This window comes from Aeromonas sobria (assembly GCF_000820145.1).
Taxonomy (GTDB): domain Bacteria; phylum Pseudomonadota; class Gammaproteobacteria; order Enterobacterales; family Aeromonadaceae; genus Aeromonas; species Aeromonas sobria.
This window is the reverse complement of sequence record NZ_CDBW01000012.1, coordinates 1-16,551: the sequence shown is the minus strand read 5'-3', so window position 1 is coordinate 16,551 and position 16,551 is coordinate 1. Positions and strand designations below refer to the sequence as shown.

20 protein-coding genes are annotated in these 16,551 nt (G+C 60.2%); 11 read left to right on the top strand and 9 right to left on the bottom strand.

Going from position 1 to position 16,551, the window contains the following annotated elements; translation table 11 throughout:
* Window positions 1-158 precede the first annotated feature (158 nt).
* Both BN1135_RS05340 and BN1135_RS05335 read left to right on the top strand, forming a co-directional pair.
* Window positions 159-1,457 (top strand): LapD/MoxY N-terminal periplasmic domain-containing protein, encoded by a 1,299-nt coding sequence (locus BN1135_RS05340; protein WP_042019419.1) that lies wholly within the window; start codon window positions 159-161, stop codon window positions 1,455-1,457.
* Window positions 1,454-2,395 (top strand): TAXI family TRAP transporter solute-binding subunit, encoded by a 942-nt coding sequence (locus tag BN1135_RS05335; protein ID WP_042019418.1) that lies wholly within the window; start codon window positions 1,454-1,456, stop codon window positions 2,393-2,395. The genes BN1135_RS05340 and BN1135_RS05335 overlap by 4 nt, the downstream gene beginning before the upstream one ends.
* On the opposite strand, the gene BN1135_RS05330 is transcribed toward BN1135_RS05335, so the two are convergent.
* Both BN1135_RS05330 and znuA read right to left on the bottom strand, forming a co-directional pair.
* Window positions 2,390-3,061: a transglutaminase-like cysteine peptidase gene (locus tag BN1135_RS05330; RefSeq protein ID WP_042019417.1), complete on the bottom strand. Its 672-nt coding sequence runs from the start codon at window positions 3,059-3,061 to the stop codon at window positions 2,390-2,392. The genes BN1135_RS05335 and BN1135_RS05330 overlap by 6 nt on opposite strands.
* A 67-nt stretch (window positions 3,062-3,128) precedes the next feature.
* Window positions 3,129-4,073, bottom strand: coding sequence for a zinc ABC transporter substrate-binding protein ZnuA (gene znuA / locus BN1135_RS05325; RefSeq protein WP_042019416.1), 945 nt, complete (start codon window positions 4,071-4,073; stop codon window positions 3,129-3,131).
* Between the two features lie 93 nt (window positions 4,074-4,166).
* Between znuA and znuC the strand changes: the two genes are divergently transcribed.
* Both znuC and znuB read left to right on the top strand, forming a co-directional pair.
* Entirely contained in the window at window positions 4,167-4,943 is a 777-nt protein-coding gene (gene znuC / locus BN1135_RS05320) for a zinc ABC transporter ATP-binding protein ZnuC (protein WP_042019414.1), read from the top strand.
* Window positions 4,944-4,964: 21 nt separating this feature from the next.
* The gene (gene znuB / locus BN1135_RS05315; protein WP_042019412.1) at window positions 4,965-5,744 is read left to right on the top strand and encodes a zinc ABC transporter permease subunit ZnuB; all 780 of its coding nucleotides are present in this window, start codon (window positions 4,965-4,967) and stop codon (window positions 5,742-5,744) included.
* Between the two features lie 9 nt (window positions 5,745-5,753).
* On the opposite strand, the gene BN1135_RS05310 is transcribed toward znuB, so the two are convergent.
* Window positions 5,754-6,644, bottom strand: a complete 891-nt coding sequence (locus BN1135_RS05310; protein ID WP_042019409.1) for a LysR substrate-binding domain-containing protein — start codon at window positions 6,642-6,644, stop codon at window positions 5,754-5,756.
* 92 nt (window positions 6,645-6,736) lie between these two features.
* Between BN1135_RS05310 and BN1135_RS05305 the strand changes: the two genes are divergently transcribed.
* Window positions 6,737-7,594, top strand: coding sequence for a DMT family transporter (locus tag BN1135_RS05305; protein ID WP_042019406.1), 858 nt, complete (start codon window positions 6,737-6,739; stop codon window positions 7,592-7,594).
* Between the two features lie 4 nt (window positions 7,595-7,598).
* Here the strand turns inward: BN1135_RS05305 and BN1135_RS05300 are convergent, their stop codons facing one another.
* Entirely contained in the window at window positions 7,599-8,186 is a 588-nt protein-coding gene (locus BN1135_RS05300; protein ID WP_042019404.1) for a uracil-DNA glycosylase family protein, read from the bottom strand.
* A gap of 100 nt (window positions 8,187-8,286) precedes the next feature.
* Here BN1135_RS05300 and rarD point away from each other — a divergent pair, with 100 nt between their 5' ends.
* Window positions 8,287-9,177, top strand: coding sequence for an EamA family transporter RarD (gene rarD, locus BN1135_RS05295; RefSeq protein ID WP_042019403.1), 891 nt, complete (start codon window positions 8,287-8,289; stop codon window positions 9,175-9,177).
* On the opposite strand, the gene BN1135_RS05290 is transcribed toward rarD, so the two are convergent.
* Complete coding sequence (locus BN1135_RS05290) at window positions 9,159-9,893, bottom strand: substrate-binding periplasmic protein (protein ID WP_042019402.1); 735 nt, start codon at window positions 9,891-9,893, stop codon at window positions 9,159-9,161. The genes rarD and BN1135_RS05290 overlap by 19 nt on opposite strands.
* 44 nt (window positions 9,894-9,937) lie before the next feature.
* Between BN1135_RS05290 and BN1135_RS05285 the strand changes: the two genes are divergently transcribed.
* On the top strand, window positions 9,938-10,282 hold the full coding sequence (locus BN1135_RS05285; RefSeq protein ID WP_042019400.1) for a GIY-YIG nuclease family protein: 345 nt from the start codon (window positions 9,938-9,940) through the stop codon (window positions 10,280-10,282).
* A gap of 90 nt (window positions 10,283-10,372) precedes the next feature.
* Here the strand turns inward: BN1135_RS05285 and pspG are convergent, their stop codons facing one another.
* The 4 genes from pspG to BN1135_RS05265 form a co-directional block, all read right to left on the bottom strand.
* The gene (gene pspG, locus BN1135_RS05280; protein ID WP_042019399.1) at window positions 10,373-10,591 is read right to left on the bottom strand and encodes an envelope stress response protein PspG; all 219 of its coding nucleotides are present in this window, start codon (window positions 10,589-10,591) and stop codon (window positions 10,373-10,375) included.
* Between the two features lie 48 nt (window positions 10,592-10,639).
* Complete coding sequence (locus BN1135_RS05275; protein ID WP_005335873.1) at window positions 10,640-10,846, bottom strand: PspC domain-containing protein; 207 nt, start codon at window positions 10,844-10,846, stop codon at window positions 10,640-10,642.
* Between the two features lie 2 nt (window positions 10,847-10,848).
* On the bottom strand, window positions 10,849-11,511 hold the full coding sequence (gene pspA / locus BN1135_RS05270) for a phage shock protein PspA (RefSeq protein WP_042019398.1): 663 nt from the start codon (window positions 11,509-11,511) through the stop codon (window positions 10,849-10,851).
* Window positions 11,512-11,719: 208 nt separating this feature from the next.
* Window positions 11,720-12,448, bottom strand: coding sequence for a 1-acylglycerol-3-phosphate O-acyltransferase (locus BN1135_RS05265; protein WP_042019397.1), 729 nt, complete (start codon window positions 12,446-12,448; stop codon window positions 11,720-11,722).
* 184 nt (window positions 12,449-12,632) lie between these two features.
* Here BN1135_RS05265 and BN1135_RS05260 point away from each other — a divergent pair, with 184 nt between their 5' ends.
* The 4 genes from BN1135_RS05260 to BN1135_RS05245 are packed head-to-tail and all read left to right on the top strand — an operon-like array spanning window position 12,633 to window position 16,392.
* Window positions 12,633-13,010, top strand: coding sequence for a hypothetical protein (locus BN1135_RS05260; RefSeq protein WP_042019396.1), 378 nt, complete (start codon window positions 12,633-12,635; stop codon window positions 13,008-13,010).
* Window positions 13,011-13,062: 52 nt separating this feature from the next.
* Window positions 13,063-15,117: a protein-disulfide reductase DsbD family protein gene (locus BN1135_RS05255; RefSeq protein ID WP_042019395.1), complete on the top strand. Its 2,055-nt coding sequence runs from the start codon at window positions 13,063-13,065 to the stop codon at window positions 15,115-15,117.
* Between the two features lie 9 nt (window positions 15,118-15,126).
* Window positions 15,127-15,870, top strand: coding sequence for a DsbA family protein (locus BN1135_RS05250; protein ID WP_042019393.1), 744 nt, complete (start codon window positions 15,127-15,129; stop codon window positions 15,868-15,870).
* A 3-nt stretch (window positions 15,871-15,873) separates the two neighbouring features.
* On the top strand, window positions 15,874-16,392 hold the full coding sequence (locus tag BN1135_RS05245) for a protein disulfide oxidoreductase (RefSeq protein WP_042019392.1): 519 nt from the start codon (window positions 15,874-15,876) through the stop codon (window positions 16,390-16,392).
* Window positions 16,393-16,551: the final 159 nt, after the last annotated feature.

Sequence of the window (16,551 nt, the reverse complement as noted above, 5' to 3'; positions counted from 1 at the left end):
TCACAATCTGCATGAACTTCACATTTTATGCATAACCTGCCCTGATGGGCAGAAATGATCGTCTTTTTTAACCATTTTTTCCTATTTTTAAGAACCGGGTCGGATTCGACTCTGAATAGAAACCCAAAATGTTGCGATATCTTTTCCATGGAGTGGATATGACGTTATCAAAACTGTTAAGCCGGATAATTCTCGTACTGTTCTTGATCGGTGCTGTGCTGCTGTTTGCTCTGGAGGCCACGACCATCCGCCAGTCGATCCTCGATCAGATGTCCGCCAACCTGGAGACGGCAATTACCGCGCTGGGGCTGGTCTTGCAGGGCACCTTGCTCAATGACGACAAAGTGCTGGCTGAAACTATCGTCAACGCCATGTTTGATGGCGGTTTCGTCAGCTCGGTCACCCTGATTGATCCCGATGGACAATTACTGTTTCAGAAAGTCTTCCACGCTACCCAGCAAAATGTACCAAGCTGGCTCCCCTCTGTTATCGGCATGCCCCCCGTCAGAATTGAGCAAGAGTTGACCGATGGTTGGCGCATGCTGGGCACCCTCACTCTGGAAGGACATAGCGGCTACGCCTATCAGCATTTGTGGAATGCCATCAGCCGCACCGGTCTGGCGCTGCTGGCAGGACTCGTCGTGTTTACCCTGATCATCTCCCTGGTTTGCAAACGCCTGCTGCAACCGCTGGAACAGATCAACCTGCAGTTGATCCGGGTCCGCAAACATCAGTTCAACAGCGCCCTGCCAACCCCCTGGCTGCAAGACCTCAAAGAGGTGTCGCTCTCCATCAATCAACTGGTATCCGAACGCAAACGGGATCTGTTGCAACAACGGCTCAAAATTACCCAGCTGGGAAAACAGCTACCCCCGCCAACTTCACAACCACTGCAAGGGCTGGACCCGTTGCCAGAAGGCGGGCAACTACAAACTTTTGCTTCTACCCAGGGGGATATTGCGCTCTATCAGCGTTTTTTACCCGGCCAGACTCTTTCTGCCAACACGGACCTGACGGTCATCCAAGCTACATTGCAACAGTGGCAGCAACTGCGCGTAGAGGGTATCTCCCTGCCACTCTCGCTGCTCAATCACCCGCAATGGACCGAGATTGCCCCTTTGCTGACCCAGGGCCGTGGCAAAACGCTGGATTGGCGCTGGGATGTGGTCTCCTTCCCCTCCCACGGCCAGCCCGCATTAGCCACGCTGCAGGAGCAGGGCTGTGAACTCGCGTTTAGTGCCATTCCCCTGAACGCAGACACGCTTAATCTGCTCGACCCGCTCAATCCCATTTTTATCAGCTGCCAGCTGACCGATGCGCCGCTCTATTGGAACCTGCTCTCCCAGACCATGCATGCCGCCGGTTATACCCTGCTGGCAGAAGCGGGCGAGTGCAACGACAGAGACCTGCTGCGAAACTGGGGTATCGATGGTTATGCCAAGGAGGCTCAAGCATGAACAAGCTCGCCATGTTATTGCCTCTGCTTTGGCAACCCGGCCTGATGGCCGAATCCGTTACGATTGGCACCGGGGGTGAACAGGGTATTTATCACCAGATAACCAAAGAGTTTTGCCGCCTGGCCCATGAGGCCGATGAGCAACTAAAATGCGCACTGCAGGGAACATCAGGTTCAATAGAAAACCTGCAGCGACTTAAGAGCGGCGAGTCTTCCTACGCCATGGTGCAGTCCGATTGGCTGTATCAAGCCAGCAAGGGCTTGGGCCCGTTTGCCACACAGCCACAACCCGAGCTGCGCGCCCTGTTTGCTACTCATGCCGAGCCATTCACCATAGTGATCCGTGCCGATGGCGATATCACCTCACTGGAGCAGCTTAAACTGGTACCTATCGATATGGGGCTGAAGGGATCTGGCACACGCCAGACCGCACTGACGCTGTTCAATCAACTGGGAGCACAAGAGCAGGATCTTGATTTGAAGAGCATGGCCAATCAGTCCGATGCACTTTGCAGCAAACAGATTGACGCGTTTGCGCTGGTGATGGGGCACCCGAACCGGATCGTGCTCGACACCGCCAAACGCTGCGCCGTCCGCTTCCTCCCCATCGAAGGGGCCATCCGGGATCAGTTGCTCAAGGGGGTCAAATATTACCAACGCAGTCAGGTGCCCGCCCGCATCTACCCTGGCAATCTGAAAGCGACACCCACCTTTGCCATCGCCGCCACCCTGGTGACCAATGCAGCCATGCTGGAAGAGTCTGTCTATCGGCTGACTAAAGCCATGCTGACCCAGCAGACCAAGTTCAATGAGCAGACGTACGGTTACGCCAATATGTTTCACCGGGCGCGCAATAAAACCGGCCCGGTGCTGAGCATTGAACAGCATCCGGGCGCGGCGAAATATTTCGAGGAGTTGAAAGCAGCAGGCAAGCTATAGCTGACGACGGGGAGAGCGCAGTTGCTCGCTGGAGAAACGGGTCTTCATCGATGTCCACTGCGCTAGCCTATCGGCACTCCCTGCCAGCGTCCCTTCCCGGCGCGACTTCATGATCCAGATGCTTTTGGCATCGAAGCTGTAAACAGGAATGAGATCAGTACGCTTGCTACCTGGCAGGATCCGGCTGTTGATGTTGTCGAGCACCAGTGGGTCAGCCTTGGGAGTCGGGAAGTAGAGCGTCACCATATGGAACTGGTTGTAACGCACCGCCTTGACGTAGGCCAGCCGCAGCTTCTTCTCATCCACCCCCAGCTCCATCAGGGTGTAGTACTTGGAGATGCTGTAATCCTCGCAATCCCCGCCCCGGGCACCGATAAACTCCAGCGGATTGGCCCAGTAATCCTCATCACCCCACAGCTTGGGATCCTCACTGTAGGTCAGATTGTTGAAGTAATTGTTCACCAGCTCAACCTTTTGCTGGTCGGTTGTACCCGCTCTGGGGGTCAGCAGACGAGAAAATGCCTCGGCCCGCTGAATGGCGCGGCCACCATACACATCCTGCAGTTTGGCCCGCAGATCTGGACTGGCAATGTACTCGGAAAGACGCGATGCCTGCACGCTGGCGCATAGTGCCAGAGTGCAGGCCGGGATCAACAACCATTTCATAGCAGACACTCCATGTCAGATGTTGGAGGTCAGTATAGTCCGTCCGAGTAAGAGGCTCAGCAGGTTATCAGCGGCATTGGGCGAATGCGTCAGCCAGTTGCTGCATGAACTGGGGATAACCATCCGGGCCAAGCGGCACCTGTTCACCGACTTCATCCAGTAGCAACACTTTTGCACTGGTATTACGCGCCACTGATTCGATGACTGCCGGTGAGAATTGCGGCTCGGCATAAATACAGCTCGCCTGCTTCTCTTCCAGTGCTTTGCGAATATCCACCAGGGTCTTGGCGCCGGGGCGACGCTCCGGGCTCACGGTGAAGTGGCCTTTTGAACTCATGCCGTAGTGGCGCTCCCAGTATCCATACGCCTCGTGGAATACAAAGTACCCCTTCTGGTTCACCGCCTTCATCTGGTCGGCAATCACCTTGTCCTTGGCATCCACCTTGGCATCAAATGCCGCCAGGTTGGCGTCATAGCGGGCCTGATTGGCCGGATCCAGCTTGCCCAATTCGCTCGCGATCGCCTTGGCAATCACCTTGGCCTGCGTCGGGCCAAGCCAGATATGGGGATCGACCCCTTCGTGATGATGTCCCTCATGCCCTTCATCATGATCATGGTCACCGTGCTCGTGGGCGACATGGCCATGATCGTGATCATCATGATCATGGGAGTCATGGCTATCCTGAGTCGCGTAGTTGAACAGCGGCATCCCCTCAACCTGAGTCAGGGTCAGTTTATGTGGATGATTGGCCAGCGGCTTGGCCATAAAGCCTTCCAGCTCGGGGCCAACCCACACCACCAGATTGGCGCTGTTGATGCTGCGAATATCGGAGGGACGCAGGGAGAAATCGTGAGGAGAAGCGCCGGTCGGCAGCAATACCTTGGGCTCGCTCACCCCGTCAGTGATCGCAGCTGCGATGAAACCGAGTGGCTTGATGGTGGTCAGCACCTCAAGAGCTCGGACAGGCAAACTCACCGCCAGCAAGGCAGTGAAAAACGCAATTATTCTCATTGATGAATCTCGTCAGGGGGTGAGTATGTGATAATATAACAGTCGCTTTTTGTTATATTATAACTCTCACTGGCTGTAAACCCCGGAGTTGTCATGAGCCAATTGGTGGAGCTGAAAGAGGTCTCTCTCTCGTTTGATGGACGTTCTGTGCTCGACAAGGTCTCCTTTACCCTCAATAAAGGCAAAATTACCACCCTGGTCGGCCCCAACGGGGCGGGCAAGAGCACCCTGAGCAAGCTGGTGCTGGGTCTACTCACCCCGGATTCTGGCAAGATCACCCGCAGCCGCGATCTGCGGGTCGGCTATGTGCCTCAGCGCCTCTATCTGGATCCCACCCTGCCGTTGACGGTACGCCGCTTCCTGCAACTGGGCAAAAACAGCCGCCTCTCCATCGAGGAGGCGCTGGCCCGGGTGGGCGCAGAGGGATTGCTGGAGAACCGGATGCAAAAACTCTCCGGCGGTGAGATGCAGCGTGTGCTGTTGGCTCGTGCCCTGTTGGTCAAGCCCGAGCTGCTGGTGCTGGACGAACCGGTACAAGGGGTGGATATCAACGGCCAGATCGAGCTCTATGCCCTGATCGGCCAGCTCGCTGCCGAATTCAATTGCGCCGTGCTGATGGTCTCCCACGACCTGCATCTGGTGATGGCCAGCACCCACGAGGTGATCTGCCTCAATCGCCACGTCTGTTGTCATGGCGAGCCGGAAAGCGTGGCCCGCCATCCCGAATTTGCCCGTCTGTTCGGGCGCCCGGAACAGGAGGTGCTGGCGGTCTATACCCATCATCACCACTGCGACGGCGAACACCATCATCATGAACCGCAGGCCCCCGTCATCCGCCTGCCCTCTCGCAACAACGCTCACAGCAAATAGCACAAGCAACAGGACATTCAAGTGGACAGCTTTCTGTTATACGCCCTCGCGGCCGGTCTCGGCATCGCCCTGCTGGCCGGGCCCCTTGGCAGCTTCGTGGTATGGCGCAAGATGGCCTATTTTGGCGACACCCTCTCCCACGCCTGCCTGTTCGGCATCGCGCTGGGCATCCTGCTGCAGGTCGATCTCACCCTGGCGGTGGTGGTCTGCTGCCTCGCCATGGCAATGCTATTGGTGATCATGAGCCGCAACCAGCAGGTCGCCACCGATACCTTGCTCGGCATTCTGGCCCACAGCGCCCTGTCGCTCGGTCTGGTCACCTTGAGTTTTATGGATAACGTGCGGGTGGACCTGATGGCCTACCTGTTCGGCGACCTGCTCTCGGTACAACCGATAGATCTGCTCTGGATCTACGGCGGTGGCGCGCTGGTGCTGCTCACCCTGTGGCGGTTGTGGGATCCCTTGCTATCCATGACCATCTCGGAAGAGCTGGCGCGGGTCGAGGGGATCCGGGTCGATGTGCTGCGCTGCGTGCTGATGCTGCTGATCGGGCTGGTGATCGCCGTGGCGATGAAATTTGTCGGGGCGCTGATCATCACCTCCCTGCTGATCATCCCCGCCGCCACCGCCCGCCGCTTCAGCCAGACGCCGGAACAGATGGCCGGCTTTGCCGCGCTGATTGGCTGTCTCGCCGTGCTCGGCGGGCTGACCCTCTCCTGGTATCAAGACACCCCGGCAGGCCCTTCAGTCGTAGTCTGCGCCACCAGCCTGTTTGTGCTGAGCCAGTTCAAGAGAGCGTAACGGCACAGGCTAGAGCGGCATGCTCTGCCGTGTCTCCATCATCAGCCACTGGCGCAAACGGCTGATGGCGGGCTCATGGGCCCGTGAGCGCTTGCAGGTAAAGTAGAAGGCATCCCCCGTCTCCAGCTGGTGAACCGGCAAGGCCACCAGCTGGGGATCATCGGGCCGCAGCATGTAGTCATTCACAAATGCCACCCCCTGATCCCAGGCCGCCGCCTCCATCGCCAGCAGCACATGGCTGAAGTGGTGCATCCGCGCCTCGTCCGGAATCACCAGCCCGCCCGCCTTAGCCCAGCGCTGCCAATCTTCGCCCCGCGCCTTGTAGATGGACTGCACCGACAGCAGCGGCAAATGCCAGATGGCCTCAGGCCACTCCCCGCTGACCTGCTGCAACAGGCGGCGACTGCAGACCGGAAAGAGCCGCTCCTGATAGATAAGATCGTGACAGTAGCCGCGCCCGTGGGGGGACACTGTGATAAAGCAGTCGGCCACCCGATCGGAGAGCTCGGGGTCTTCCGCCACCATCTCCAGACTCAAATCCAGCTCGGGGTAGAGCTGGCGCAACCCAGCCAACCGCGGGATCAGCCACTTCACTGCAAACGAGCTGTAGACCGCGAGGCGCAACCGCATCTCGCCACCACCGCGCAGTTGCTCGCTGCTCTGGGCAATCTGGCTGAGCCCGGCGGCAATCCCCTCGAAGTAACTCTCCCCCTGCGGCGTCAGCGAGAGCAGCCGCCCCTGACGCAGCAGCAAGCGCTCACCCAGAAAATCCTCCAGCAGGCGGATCTGGTGGCTGACCGCACTCTGGCTGACGTTCAATTCAAGGGCGGCGCGGGAGAAGCTGAGCAGCCGGGCAACCACCTCAAAATATTGCACGGCACGCAGGGGAGGCAGCTTCATTATCTAAATATCTCATGAGTGGTCATTTTTTATCATTTTACTGGATAACGGCCCCCGCGCTACCCTCCCCCTCATCTGAAGTGGGAGGTGGTATGAACGCAGTAGGAATAGGCATCCTTTATCTGGTGCTCGGCAACATGGTGGCGGTCTTTTCCGATGCACTGGTCAAGGTACTGGAGCCGGATCAGCCCATCTTCCAGTTTGTCTTTTTTCGCCAGCTCTCGGCCGCCATTCTGCTGATGCCCTGGCTGCTCTGGTCATGGCGCCGCAACCCGCCGGTGGCCATCAAGTGGCACCTGCTGCGGGCCCATATCTGGGCGGTCGGCGTCTGCCTGATGGTGGTCGCCCTCACCCGCTTGCCGCTTGCCACCGCCAATGCCTTGTTCTATGCCGCGCCTTTGATGATGGTGCCGCTAGCGGTGTGGATGTCGGGGGAAGCGATCTCCCGCCAAAAGGTACTGACGGCACTGCTCGGCTTTATCGGGGTGCTGATCGTGCTGCGCCCGACCGAAGTGAACTGGGCCGCGCTGGCGGCGCTCGGGGTGGCGCTGTCGATGGCACTCAACAATCTGCTGATCAAGCGGATCCCGCTCAAACAGCCCATCGCCCAGACCCTGTTTTTCACCAACGTGTTGAGCATGCCCTTCATTCTGGCGCTGGCACTGTGGGAAGGGGGCGACTGGCAGTGGCAGATGTGGTGGCCCGCCTTCGGCTCGTCGGCGCTGATCATGGTCTATGCAGGCCTGTGCGTGGTGGCCTATCGCCAGGCCGAGGCGAGCAAAATCGCCTCGGCGGAGTACACCGGCCTGTTGATGGCGGTGGCTATCGGGGTGTGGCTGTTTGACGAGCAGCCGGGCCTGCCGCTGCTGCTGGGGTGCCTCTGCATCATCTTGCCGCTGGTCGCCATGGCCCGCAGCAAACCCAAACCGCTGGCTGAACCGGCTGTTTAAGCGCTCAGGGGCGCACCAGCAAAGGGGCGACCCTTTGCTGCAGATGGGGGACTATCTCCTGCTCGAACCAGGGATTCTTCCTGAGCCAGAGGGTATTGCGCGGTGAAGGGTGAGGCAACGGCAGCCAACCGGGGCCATAGTCAGCCCAGCTGCGCACCGTCTCGGTGAGCGACCCTTTGGCCGCCCCCCGCAGATAGTAGGCTTGTGAATATTGGCCGATCAGCAGGGTCAGTTCGATGTTGGGCAACAGCATCAGTACCTTGTCATGCCAGGTGGGCGCGCACTCGGGTCTGGGTGGCAGATCGCCGGATTTTCCCCTGCCGGGATAGCAGAGCCCCATCGACATGATGGCGATGCGGGATTCGTCGTAGAAGGTGGTTTTATCGACCCCGAGCCACTGGCGCAGCCTATCACCGGAGGGGTCATCCCACAGGATACCGCTGGCATGCACCCGGGTGCCGGGCGCCTGACCGATGATCAGCAGGCGGGCACTCTCGTTCCCGCGGATCACCGGACGAGGCCCCAGCGGCAGGTGATCCTCGCACAGACGGCAGGCCCTGATTTGCTCAAACAACTTATCGATTCGCTGCATGACGTTGATAGTACCAGCATTTCCCTGTTGCCCCCTCTTGTGGAAACAAGGCACTCCCCCTACTATCGCCATGGATGTTTAATTTAATAAACGGACAATAATGAAAAACTGGCTAGGTACCGGCACCGCAACCCTCTCCTTCATCCTGTGGGGGATGCTGCCGCTCTATTATCAATTCATGCCCGAGGTCAACATGTGGGAGCTGATCTCCCACCGGGTGCTCTGGTCTGTGGTGCTGCTGGGTGCCCTGTTTCTGCTGCTTGGCCACCAGGTGCCGTGGGCACGGTTGCGCAGTGAGCCGCGCCAGCTCGGCCTCATTCTGCTGGCGGGCCCCGTTATGTCCATCAGCTGGTGCATGTTCACCTGGTGCCTCACTACCGGACAGGTGCTGACCACCAGCCTCGCCTTCTTTATGACCCCGCTGTTCAATATCGTATTCGCCGTCATCTTCCTCAAAGAGCGGCTCACCCCGCAAAAGCATCTGGCGGTCGCACTGGCGCTGGCGGGGCTCGCCTACATGCTGTTCTGCTACGGCCAGCTCCCCTGGTTCTCCCTCATCATGGGGGCCAACTTCGCCTGCTACGGCCTTATCAAGAAGAAGATCCACTACGACACCAGCACCAGCCTCTATCTGGAAGCCATGGTGCAACTGCCCATCGCGCTGATCATCATCGGCACCCTGGCGTGGCACGGGGAAGGGACATTCGTGCATGGGGATCTGGCTGACAAGCTGCTGCTGATGGGCAGTGCGCCCGCCACCCTGCTGCCGGTGGGGCTGTTCTGCTATGCAGTGGCGAGAACCCGGATGAGCACTGTGGGGCTGCTGCAATATATCGAGCCCAGCCTCGCCTTCCTGCTCGCCATCTACTGGTTTGGCGAAGCCCCGGACCCCATCAAGACGGTCGGCTTTGCCTTTGTCTGGTCAGGTCTGCTGGTGAGCCTGTTACCGTTGCACCGGCTCAAACGCCGTCCTCAGGGCGTACCGCGATAGGACTCCAGCACCTTATGCCAACGGGGATCCCGGTCCATCTGCTCGGCAATGTTGTTGAGGCGGGCATGGAGATCGGCACGGGATTTGGGAATCAAAATATGGCGGGTGTAGCTGGATTGGGGAAAGGGCGAGATAAACAGCTTGCCCCGATAGTGGCTTGAGTCGATATAAAAGCCCAGTGCCGAGCCGCTCACCAGGGTCACATCGATGCGCCCGCGTACCAGCAGCTCGAGATTGGTCTTCACCTTTTTGGCATCGTGGCGCACCAGCTCGCCCCGACTGGCCGCATCGTCGATGCCCTGATAGCGATAGCCCTCCACCCCGCCAAACACCAGTCCATTGAGGGAGTCAGGCCCGCGATAGGTAACCGGATTATCGATGCTCGAGATCAGCTCGTTGGTGTCGCGCATCACCGGGAAGGTCCAGAGATAACGCTCCCGCTGGGGATCCCCCACCCAGGCGGGATTGACCCAGACCACCAGACCGTTGAAGGCGGGATCCGACATCTCCAGCGCCAACCGGGCACGATTGACCAGCCAGAGTTCGATCCTGGGTTCACCCCCCAGCTTTTCATTGAGATACTTGACCAGCTCACTGCTCAGCCCTGCATCCCCACCGGTATTGAAGGGGGGATGCTGATGGTAATCGTAGAGACGGATCGTCTCCCCCTGAGCCGGGACCGACAACAGTAACCATAACCAGAACCAGACTCTCATCGCACCTCCTTGAGCTGCCTCTGAGTTTGGCACAGAGAATTTGAATGAGAGAACCCGCGACCACCGCACCGGCAAAGCAACCATCCCCCCCTTCCCGCTGGTCTGTCTACATGGTGCGTACTGCCACCGGCCTGCTCTATACCGGGATTAGCACGGACCCGCTGCGCCGCCTGCGCCAGCATCAGAGTGGCAAGGGCGCTCGCGCCCTGCGCGGCAAGGGGCCACTGACGCTGGCGTGGCAACAGGAAGTCGGCGAGAAGGGGGCGGCCCTGCGCATCGAATATCGCCTCAAGCAGCAGCCGAAATCCTTCAAGGAGCAGCTGATCCACAGCCCGGAGCTCTGGCAGAACTGGAGCCCGCAATGGTTACCTGCCCCCGCCAAAACCTGAGCCTGACAGGCAAAAAAAGGCCACTCAATGAGTGGCCGGAAAGGGGAAATCAGGGAGCATCACACAACGTATTGCACAACTACAGGTTGGTTACAGGTAGGTATTGGAACGCTTGCTGCGGTTGCTGATCAGCCAACAGACCGCCAGCACCAACAGCAACCAAGGAGCCAGCTTGATGATCAGAGCAAGCATGCCGCCCAGTGCCCCCAGCAGCACAAACAGGCCGCTCACCAGCAACATGGCTACCAGGGTAAAACCGGTCAGTGCCATGACCAGCAGCACCACCAGCAATACGAAAAATTCCAGCATATCTTGCTCCTTATCAGTACCTTGTCTGCCGACAGGTCAACCCCTCGGTCAATCCAGCCAGCGCTTCAATTCATAACGGGGTGGCATCACCAGCACCGCCAGCAGATAGGCGGCCAGTGCCAGCGGCGGCATCAGGATCAGGGCGAGCAGTGCCACCACCCGCACCGTGACTCTGGAGACCCCCAACCGCCTGGCAATACCGGCGCAGACCCCGGTCAGCTTGCGATGCACCAGATCCTTGGGCCAGGGGCTCATGGTTACACCTCCGCCTTCTGGCCTTTGAGGCGAGCCAGCTCGCGCTCGATCTCGTCATTGAGCTCCAGCTCGCGGAACTGGGCCTCCAGCGAGGGATTCTGCCCCAGGGTGGCCGCCTCCAGCTGGGCTTCCAGCTGATCGACCCGGCCCTGAAAACCGTCAAAGCGCGCCATCAGCTCATGCATACGCTGGTTGTCCACCTGAGCGCGGGCACGAATGCGGCTGTGGGCAGTCTGCTCGCGCAGGGTCAGCAGTTTTTGCTTCTCGCGGGCCTCGGTCAGCTTGGCCGCCAGTCGCTCGCTGTCGGCGGTGAGCTGGGCCAGCACCTCGGCCACCCGGGCCTTGTCCTGCTCCAGCTGTTCACATTTCCTGGCCTCAGCCAACTTTTCGGTGAGAGCGGCACGGGCCAGATCCTCACGCCCTTTCTGGATGGCGAGCTCGGCCTTGGCCGACCACTCCAGGATCTGCGCCTGCAACGCCTGCTGATGACGTTCCAGCTGTTTCTGTTCGGCAATCACCCGGGCGGCCTGGGTACGCATCTCGACCTGCACCTGTTCCATCTCTTCGATCATCAGGCGCAGCATCTTCTCCGGCTCTTCACTCTTGTCGAGCAGGCTGTGCAGGTTGGCATTAATCACGTCGGTCAGGCGGCTGAATACGCTCATGGTCTGGCTCCTTGTTGCTGGGATGGCTATCTCTTCCCTTTGCATTACAAGAGCCGTGCCAAGAAAAATTATCGTTGTTTTACAGATAGATGGAATTTTACGGGGAAATTCAAGAAGGGTTTATTGGTGAAAATAGCCAACCAGGTGGTGATTTTAACCAATAAAAAAGGGAGCCTCGGCTCCCTTGTCGATTCATCTGCAATATCCGTCAGGCTGCGTGGCTGTGGCCCAGTTTGCTGTCCAGTTCGGCCAGCTTGGCCTCCATCTGGTCTCGACAAATCGTAGAGAGTTCACGGATCCCGGCTGCGCCGTGCTCCTTGCTGCACAGTGGCGGCAACACCTCGACCAGTACCTCGCCGTTGTCCCAACGATTGAGATCGATCTGCCCAAAATAACTGGAGCAGACGATGGGTACCACCGGCACTTCAGCCTGCACCGCGGTATGGAAGGCGCCGACCTTGAACGGCAACAGACCACGCCCTTGGGAGCGGGTCCCTTCAGGGAACATCCAGATTGAGGTGCCACGCTCCTTGATGCGGTTCACCACCTGACCGATGGTGCCGATGGCACGGGAGCGGTTGGAGCGGTCGATCAGCACGTTGCCGGAGAGCCAGAAGATGAGGCCGAAGAAGGGCAGCCAGAGCAGGCTCTTCTTGCCTACCGCCACCACTCCGGGCATGACGGCACCGGTCACAGTAAAGATATCGAAATTACTCTGATGGTTGCACACGTATACCGATGGCCCCACCGATTTGGCTTCCTCGGCCACGGTCACCTTGATCCGCACCCCGATCAGCGGGCAGACCGCGTGATACATGCGAGCGAAGACATAGACATTGTTGGGATGGCGCGGACGAACCAGACAGAGCAGCAGGCCGAACAGGAACCAGAAAATGAGCAGCAGACCAAGCAGCAGCACACGGGCAATTTTGAGCATCGAACACCTCGAGTTTTAACTCGGCGCAGTATACTGATCCCCCTTTTAGCGAACAAGCGTTCGCCAAACAGAACCGACCACCCTCCCCGTCGCGCCACCCACTGCGCTGCTCATAAATACGCCGCTGACTTGCCCCATCCGCCATTGGTCGTTAGGATGGCCCCTCTTGATAGACGGGGCGAGTATGATTCAGCGACAACGTGTGGCAAAAAATCTCCTGCTGCTGGTCTGCCTGCTGGTGCTCAATTGTGCGGCCCAGCCGCTGGCCCGGCTGGCCCTACTCGAGCACGCCCTCAACTGTCAGGCACTGCCCGTTCCAAGCTCGGCAACGGATCAAGAGGATGCCAAACCGGCCAGCCCGCAGCCCACCAGTTGCCAGCTCAACGGCAAGTGGCTGAGCGCCGCCACCCTGCTCTGCGTCGAACAACTCTTCTTTGCTGTGGCCGTGCTGATCGCCCTGCTGGCCCCCCTTTGGCGCTACACACCGCCACTGCCCCCACCCAGAGTCATCTCGCCGCCCGAACGGCGTCTGCACCTCACCCTCTGCGTCTGGCGGGAATGAGTTCGGCTGCGTTCTTTCGTTAGCTGTCACTCATTTTTGCGAGACCAAAAAGATGTCGAATCTCTTCAAGGCGGCCCTGCTACTGGGCGGTCTGCTGTGGCAATCCATGGGATTGGCCAGCTACACGGGCTGGCTCACCAGCCCACAGAATGATCACGCCAGGGTACGGCTGCAGGCCGACCGCAGCACGGCAGATCAGACCCGCATCCTGCTCGATGTCGAGCTGGAGTCGGGCTGGAAGACCTACTGGCACAGTCCGGGCGAAGGGGGCATTGCGCCCCAGATCCTGTGGGATAAGCCCATAGCGGCGCTGCAGTGGCACTGGCCGGTGCCGCGCCACTTCGAGGTCGCCGGGCTCAGCACCCAGGGTTATCAGGGGGACGTGACCTTCCCCCTCAGCCTCAGCTATCCGGCAGAGCAGGCGCTCACCGGCACCTTGCGCCTCTCAACCTGCAGCAATGTCTGCATCCTGACCGACTACCCCTTCACTCTGGCGGTGGATGGCGCCGCCCCGGCCAACTTCGACTTTGTCTGGGCCAAGGCGATGAGCACCCTGCCCCAGCAGTTGCCCGCCGAAACCCGGGTCGAGCTAGGTTATCAACACAACCAGCTGCAACTGCGCGCCGAGCGGGCAGAGGGCTGGCAGCAGCCCTCCCTCTTTATCGACGCGCTGGAGGGGGCCGAGTTTGGCAAACCGGCGCTTGAGGTCGAGGGCAGTACCCTGATCGCCCGGGTGCCGGTGAGCGACGGCTGGCAGGGGGATGCGCCGGATCTGCGCGGCCAATCCCTCGGCCTGCTGCTCACCAGTGGCGAACAGGCGTGGCAAAGCAAAGGCTCGATTGGCGAAGCGCTCGTATTGCCAGCGCCGAGCCAGTCCCTGTTCTGGTTACTGGGGGCGGCGCTGCTCGGCGGCCTGATCCTCAACCTGATGCCCTGCGTGCTGCCGGTGCTGGCGCTCAAGCTGGGATCTGTGCTGCAACATCAGGCGCGTGAACAGGGAACGGTACGCAAACAGTTCCTCGCCGCCAGCGCCGGGATCATCGCCTCCTTCTGGGTGCTGGCGGCCATGAGCAGCCTGCTGCGCGCCCCCAGCTTCGGAATGAGTGGGGCAGTCGGCTGGGGTATCCAGTTCCAGAGCGCCGGTTTTATCGGCTTTATGGTGCTGGTCACCCTGCTGTTTTGCACCAACCTGCTGGGGCTGTTCGAGATCCGTCTGCCCAGCGCTCTCAGCACTCGCCTCGCCACCAGCGGCGGCAACGGCCTCGGCGGTCATTTCCTGCAGGGGAGTTTCGCCACCCTGCTCGCCACCCCCTGCTCAGCCCCCTTCCTCGGCACTGCAGTGGCCTTTGCGCTGGCGGCGCCGCTCGGTCAGCTCTGGCTGATCTTCACCGCCCTCGGGATTGGCATGAGCCTGCCCTGGCTGCTGGTAGCGGCTCTGCCACGGCTCGCCCTCTGGTTGCCGAAACCGGGGCGCTGGATGAACCATCTGCGCATCCTGCTCGGTCTGATGATGCTGGGCTCCAGCCTCTGGCTGACCAGCCTGCTCGCCAACCATCTCGGCAGCTATGCCACCGGCTGGCTGATGGTTGCCATGGTGCTGGGGCTGATCCTCGCCATCGTCTGGCGTTACGGCATGCGTGGCTTCACGCTGGCGATCGCCCTCGCCGCCCTGATTGGCAGCGCCCTGCTGCTGAGCGGCGCCTTTAGCGCGCAGGGCTCGGCCAGCGTCGACAAGGTGGTCTGGCAGCCGCTCTCTGAACGCGCCATCACCGATGCGCTGGCCCAGAACAAGCGGGTCTTTATCGATGTCACCGCCGACTGGTGCGTGACCTGCAAGGCCAACAAATACAATGTGTTGCTGCGCGATGAGGTGCAACAGGCCCTCTCGGCCCCCGATGTGGTGGCCCTGCGCGGCGACTGGAGCAAACCGAACGACACCATCGCAGCCTTCCTGCGTAAGCGGGGCGCGGCGGCCGTCCCCTTCAACCAGATTTACGGCCCGGAGTTGCCAGAGGGGGTCGCGCTGTCGCCCCTGCTCGACAAGGACGAGCTGCTGACCACCTTGCACAAGGCTGGCCTGCTTCAGGCTGGCCCCACCCGATTTTAAGGAGTAACCATGAAACCGACTCTGAGCGCCCTGACCCTGCTTGCCTCCCTTTCCGCAGCCCTGCTGGCTCCGGCCCTGCACGCCGCCCCCTTCACCCCGGAGCAGGAGGCCCGCATCAAGGAGCTGATCCGCGAGACCCTGATCGCCAACCCCAAGATCCTCGACGAGGCGGCCGAATCCTGGGAGAAGCAGAACGCGGCAGCCCAAGAGGCGCAGCTTGGCAACTTCATCAAGGGCAACAAGGATGTGCTGTTCAACAGCGCCACCAGCCCGCGCCTCGGCGCCAAAAATCCCAAGCTGACGCTAGTGCTGTTTACCGACTACAACTGCCCCTACTGCAAGCAGTTCGATCCCCAGCTGACCAAGCTGCTCAAGGCCTACCCCAACGATCTGGGGCTGGTGATCAAGCTGTTGCCGTTCAAGGGTCAGACCTCCGCCAAGGCGGCCCAGTACAGCCTGACCCTGTGGCAGCAGGATCCCGCCCGCTTCCTCACCCTGCATGACAAGCTGATGAGCAAGCAGGGGATGCTGACCGAGGCGGACATCAACAAGGCGCTGGCGGCCACCGGCAATGTGGCCCTCAAACCGGAAGGCAAGGCGACCGAAGAGCTGCGCAATAGCCTGCGTATCGGCACACTCTTGGGGGTACAGGGCACCCCGGCGACCCTGATCGGCAACCAGCTGGTGCCGGGCGCCGTTCCCTATGAGGAGCTGGAGCAACTGGTGCAGGCCGAACTGGCCAAGCTGGGGTAAGGGATGGCAAGCACCAACCCTCACCCCCGCTGGCGACGCTGGGGCAAGGAGGTACTCTGGCTGCTGCTGATGGCGCTGGTCATCTCGACGCTGCTGGATCTGTGGCGCAGCCCGACCCTGCCAGAGGGGGCGATGAGCGCCCCCGTCACCCTGCAGGATGGCTCCAGCACGGATCTCGCCACCCTGAGTCAGGGCAAGCCGCTGCTGGTCTACTACTGGGCCAGCTGGTGCGGTGTCTGCCGTTTCACCACCCCGACCGTGCAGCAGCTCTGGCAAGAGGGGGACAACGTGCTGACGGTGGCACTGCGCTCCGGCAATTCGGAGCAGTTAGGCAAGGGGATGAGCAAGAAAGGGCTCACCTTTGCGACCCACAATGACGAGTCGGGAGAGCTGGCCGCCAAGTGGCAGGTGGGAGTGACCCCGACTTTCCTCATCATCAAGGATGGCAAGCTGGTGAGCAGCACCACCGGCTGGAGCTCGAAGTGGGGCTTGCAGCTGCGGCTCTGGTGGGCGTCGCTCTAGCCACGCAACAACATTGCCTTCAACAGGGCCATCCCACCGGATGGCCCTTTTTTATGGCTCTGTCCCAATTATGTGTTGAAAGGCTAAGCTTGAAGTAGGCCATCCCCTTGAGGTCTACCATCATGGATACCCCAGCCTTTCAACACCTGTTATCTCTCT

What these genes read in the sequence shown, in the direction of transcription:
- BN1135_RS05275 (WP_005335873.1), bottom strand. Translation starts at nt 10,846, where the DNA reads ATGAGCCCCTGGCCCAAGGATCTGGTGCATCGCAAGCTGACCGGGGTC.
- BN1135_RS05310 (WP_042019409.1), bottom strand. Translation starts at nt 6,644, where the DNA reads ATGAAGCTGCCTCCCCTGCGTGCCGTGCAATATTTTGAGGTGGTTGCC.
- BN1135_RS05245 (WP_042019392.1), top strand. Translation starts at nt 15,874, where the DNA reads ATGGCAAGCACCAACCCTCACCCCCGCTGGCGACGCTGGGGCAAGGAG.
- BN1135_RS05255 (WP_042019395.1), top strand. Translation starts at nt 13,063, where the DNA reads ATGTCGAATCTCTTCAAGGCGGCCCTGCTACTGGGCGGTCTGCTGTGG.
- BN1135_RS05260 (WP_042019396.1), top strand. Translation starts at nt 12,633, where the DNA reads ATGATTCAGCGACAACGTGTGGCAAAAAATCTCCTGCTGCTGGTCTGC.
- BN1135_RS05335 (WP_042019418.1), top strand. Translation starts at nt 1,454, where the DNA reads ATGAACAAGCTCGCCATGTTATTGCCTCTGCTTTGGCAACCCGGCCTG.
- znuA (WP_042019416.1), bottom strand. Translation starts at nt 4,073, where the DNA reads ATGAGAATAATTGCGTTTTTCACTGCCTTGCTGGCGGTGAGTTTGCCT.
- BN1135_RS05250 (WP_042019393.1), top strand. Translation starts at nt 15,127, where the DNA reads ATGAAACCGACTCTGAGCGCCCTGACCCTGCTTGCCTCCCTTTCCGCA.
- BN1135_RS05340 (WP_042019419.1), top strand. Translation starts at nt 159, where the DNA reads ATGACGTTATCAAAACTGTTAAGCCGGATAATTCTCGTACTGTTCTTG.
- BN1135_RS05305 (WP_042019406.1), top strand. Translation starts at nt 6,737, where the DNA reads ATGAACGCAGTAGGAATAGGCATCCTTTATCTGGTGCTCGGCAACATG.
- BN1135_RS05290 (WP_042019402.1), bottom strand. Translation starts at nt 9,893, where the DNA reads ATGAGAGTCTGGTTCTGGTTATGGTTACTGTTGTCGGTCCCGGCTCAG.
- pspA (WP_042019398.1), bottom strand. Translation starts at nt 11,511, where the DNA reads ATGAGCGTATTCAGCCGCCTGACCGACGTGATTAATGCCAACCTGCAC.
- pspG (WP_042019399.1), bottom strand. Translation starts at nt 10,591, where the DNA reads ATGCTGGAATTTTTCGTATTGCTGGTGGTGCTGCTGGTCATGGCACTG.
- BN1135_RS05300 (WP_042019404.1), bottom strand. Translation starts at nt 8,186, where the DNA reads ATGCAGCGAATCGATAAGTTGTTTGAGCAAATCAGGGCCTGCCGTCTG.
- BN1135_RS05285 (WP_042019400.1), top strand. Translation starts at nt 9,938, where the DNA reads ATGAGAGAACCCGCGACCACCGCACCGGCAAAGCAACCATCCCCCCCT.
- BN1135_RS05265 (WP_042019397.1), bottom strand. Translation starts at nt 12,448, where the DNA reads ATGCTCAAAATTGCCCGTGTGCTGCTGCTTGGTCTGCTGCTCATTTTC.
- BN1135_RS05330 (WP_042019417.1), bottom strand. Translation starts at nt 3,061, where the DNA reads ATGAAATGGTTGTTGATCCCGGCCTGCACTCTGGCACTATGCGCCAGC.
- rarD (WP_042019403.1), top strand. Translation starts at nt 8,287, where the DNA reads ATGAAAAACTGGCTAGGTACCGGCACCGCAACCCTCTCCTTCATCCTG.
- znuC (WP_042019414.1), top strand. Translation starts at nt 4,167, where the DNA reads ATGAGCCAATTGGTGGAGCTGAAAGAGGTCTCTCTCTCGTTTGATGGA.